The following is a 3,229-nucleotide window of genomic DNA, read 5'->3' as shown; positions in this document are numbered from 1 at the left end:
AATAGCAGTTTTGTCGGGTGATGGTATTGGTCCTGAAGTGATGGCTGAAGCGCGTAAAGTGCTTAATGCTGTAGAAACACGTTTTGGACTGGATATTCAATACACCCAATTTGATGTCGGCGGTATTGCCATTGATAACCATGGTTGTCCTTTACCTGACGCGACCTTAAAAGGCTGCGAAGCAGCTGATGCGATTTTATTTGGTAGTGTGGGTGGCCCTAAGTGGGAAAATTTACCACCAAACGATCAACCTGAACGCGGCGCATTATTGCCATTGCGTGGACACTTTGAGCTATTTTGTAATTTACGCCCAGCCAAATTACATGACGGCTTAGAACACATGTCACCGCTTCGTAGTGATATATCAGCCCGTGGTTTTGACGTGTTATGTGTGCGTGAATTAACAGGTGGTATTTACTTTGGTAAGCCGAAAGGACGTCAAGGTGAAGGCGACGATGAAGAAGCCTTTGATACCATGCGCTATAGTCGCCGTGAGATTAGCCGTATTGCTCGTCTCGCTTTTGAAGCGGCGCGTGGACGTAAAAATAAGGTTACCTCAGTAGACAAGGCCAACGTATTAGCCTGTTCAGTATTATGGCGCCAAGTGGTTGAAGAAGTCGCAAAAGACTTTCCGGATGTCACTTTAGAACACATCTATATTGATAACGCGACTATGCAGTTACTACGCCGCCCTGATGAGTTTGATGTAATGTTATGTTCAAACTTATTCGGTGATATTTTATCAGACGAAATTGCCATGTTAACCGGCTCTATGGGGTTATTATCGTCGGCAAGTATGAACAGCACCGGTTTTGGTTTATTTGAACCCGCCGGTGGCAGTGCACCAGATATTGCTGGCCAAGGTATCGCTAATCCGGTGGCACAAATTTTATCTGCTGCATTAATGTTACGCCACAGCCTAAAGCAAGAAGAGGCGGCAAGTGCTATTGAACGTGCAGTGACAAAAGCATTGGCAAGTGGTTATCTAACCGGTGAATTATTGGCTGCAGACAAACGCAGCGAAGCTAAGTCTACTGCGCAAATGGGTGATTTTATCGCTCAGGCAATAAAGGAAGGTGTGTAATGGCCCAAGTGACAGGTAAAACCTTATACGAGAAAGTGTGGGACTCACACATTGTTGCCAGCCCAGAAGGCGAAGCGCCAGTTGTGTATGTTGATCGCCATTTAGTCCATGAAGTTACCTCGCCGCAGGCATTTAGTGGTTTAAAAGTGGCAGGTCGTAAGCTACGCGCACCGCAAAAAACCTTTGCTACCATGGATCACAATACCTCAACGCGCAGCGCCAGTTTAGATGCGTTAAGCCCAATGGCACGTACTCAAGTTGAAACACTGGCACAGAATTGTAAAGAATTTGGCGTGCGCTTATACGATATTCACCATCCTAATCAAGGTATTGTTCACGTAATGGGGCCTGAACTGGGTATTACCTTACCCGGTACTGTGATTGTGTGTGGTGATTCTCATACCGCGACCCATGGTGCGTTTGGTGCGTTAGCATTTGGTATTGGCACATCTGAAGTTGAGCATGTATTGGCAACCCAGACACTACGTCAGTTAAAAGCCAAGAATATGAAAGTTGAAGTGCGTGGCAAAGTAACCGATGGCGTGACGGCTAAAGATATTGTGTTAGCGATTATCGGTAAGCTAGGCATGGATGGTGGTACAGGATACGTGGTTGAGTTTTGTGGTGAAGCCATTGAAGCATTAACCATGGAAGGCCGTATGACCTTATGTAATATGGCCATTGAAATGGGCGCTAAAGCTGGCATGGTTGCGCCTGATGAAACCACATTTAACTATCTTAAAGGTCGTGAATTTGCGCCTAAAGATGCAATGTGGGAACAAGCTGTTGCAGCATGGTCTGAGCTTAAATCTGACGCAGATGCAGTGTTTGATGTCGAAGTGGTATTAGATGCCAACGATATTGCACCGCAGCTAACCTGGGGTACTAACCCTGGTCAAGTCGTTGCGATTGATGGTGTAGTACCTAATCCAGAAACTGAAACCAACAGTACCAATCGCACCAGTATGATTAAAGCATTAGAGTATATCGGCCTGACGCCGGGCACTAAGATGACTGACATTAGCATTAATAAAGTGTTTATTGGTTCTTGTACTAACTCGCGTATTGAAGATTTACGATCCGCTGCTGTGCACGCTAAAAACCGTAAAGTTGCAGAGGGTGTTGTGGCGATTGTAGTACCCGGTTCTGGCCAAGTGAAGTTACAGGCAGAGGCAGAAGGTTTAGATAAAATCTTTATTGAAGCTGGATTTGAATGGCGTTTACCAGGTTGCTCGATGTGTTTAGCGATGAATGATGACCGTTTAGACGCTGGCGATCGTTGTGCATCAACCAGTAATCGTAACTTCGAAGGCCGTCAAGGTCGGGGTAGTCGAACCCATTTGGTCAGCCCTGCTATGGCTGCTGCCGCCGCTGTAGCTGGTCACTTTGTCGATATTCGTAAACCTTACTAAACCGAGATAGGAGATAAACATGCAAGCATTTACTGCCCATACCGGTTTAGCGGTCGCTATTGATAGCGCTAATGTCGATACCGATCAGATTATTCCTAAGCAATTTTTGTCTAAAGTCACCCGTGACGGTTTTGGGGTACATTTATTCCATGACTGGCGTTACTTAGATGATGCAGGCGATAAACCTAATCCTGATTTTGAACTTAATCAGCCACGTTATAAAGGCGCATCTATTTTACTAGCCCAAGAAAACTTTGGTTGTGGATCGTCGCGTGAGCATGCGCCATGGGCACTCGCTGATTTTGGCTTTAGAGTGATCATCGCGCCGACCTTTGCCGATATTTTTTACGGTAATTCGATTAATAACGGTTTGTTACCCGTTAAATTAACATCGGTACAAGTGCAACAATTAATGGATGAAGTGGCAGCAAAAGAGGGGGCGCAAATTACAGTCGATTTACAAGCTCTCACTGTTACGTCACCTTCAGGAAGCGTGTTTGATTTCACAATAGTGGAGTCTGCTCGACATAAGTTATTGAATGGTCTTGATGCTATTGGTTTGACGTTGTCATTTGAACAGCAAATCAGCGATTATGAAACACACATACCAGCTTGGTTCGCATAAACGACACTCTCAAAATGTTTGAAAGTGTCGTTTATTTAGCGTGAACAATAAATTAAAAACCTCTTGATGATGTCATTAAGAGGTTTTTTTGTTTTTAATTGTAAAAAT

General features: G+C 44.7%; 3 protein-coding genes. All 3 read left to right on the top strand.

The window, feature by feature from the left end; all coding sequences use genetic code 11:
- The first annotated feature begins 1 nt into the window (after position 1).
- The 3 genes from leuB to leuD are packed head-to-tail and all read left to right on the top strand — an operon-like array spanning position 2 to position 3,121.
- Positions 2 to 1,084, top strand: a complete 1,083-nt coding sequence (leuB, locus tag CXF78_RS18010; protein ID WP_257984942.1) for a 3-isopropylmalate dehydrogenase — start codon at positions 2 to 4, stop codon at positions 1,082 to 1,084.
- Positions 1,084 to 2,496, top strand: coding sequence for a 3-isopropylmalate dehydratase large subunit (gene leuC / locus CXF78_RS18005; RefSeq protein WP_102037537.1), 1,413 nt, complete (start codon positions 1,084 to 1,086; stop codon positions 2,494 to 2,496). The genes leuB and leuC overlap by 1 nt, the downstream gene beginning before the upstream one ends.
- Positions 2,497 to 2,515: 19 nt before the next feature.
- A complete protein-coding gene (gene leuD, locus CXF78_RS18000) occupies positions 2,516 to 3,121 on the top strand; it encodes a 3-isopropylmalate dehydratase small subunit (RefSeq protein WP_011639227.1) in 606 nt (201 codons plus the stop codon).
- Positions 3,122 to 3,229 lie beyond the last annotated feature (108 nt).

It is taken from the genome of Shewanella sp. 11B5, from assembly GCF_002836795.1.
In the GTDB taxonomy this organism is placed as follows: Bacteria; Pseudomonadota; Gammaproteobacteria; order Enterobacterales; family Shewanellaceae; genus Shewanella; species Shewanella frigidimarina.
The sequence above is the reverse complement of the archived record's forward strand: the minus strand, read 5'-3'. Positions and strand labels throughout refer to the sequence as shown.

What these genes read in the sequence shown, in the direction of transcription:
- leuD (WP_011639227.1), top strand. Translation starts at nt 2,516, where the DNA reads ATGCAAGCATTTACTGCCCATACCGGTTTAGCGGTCGCTATTGATAGC.
- leuC (WP_102037537.1), top strand. Translation starts at nt 1,084, where the DNA reads ATGGCCCAAGTGACAGGTAAAACCTTATACGAGAAAGTGTGGGACTCA.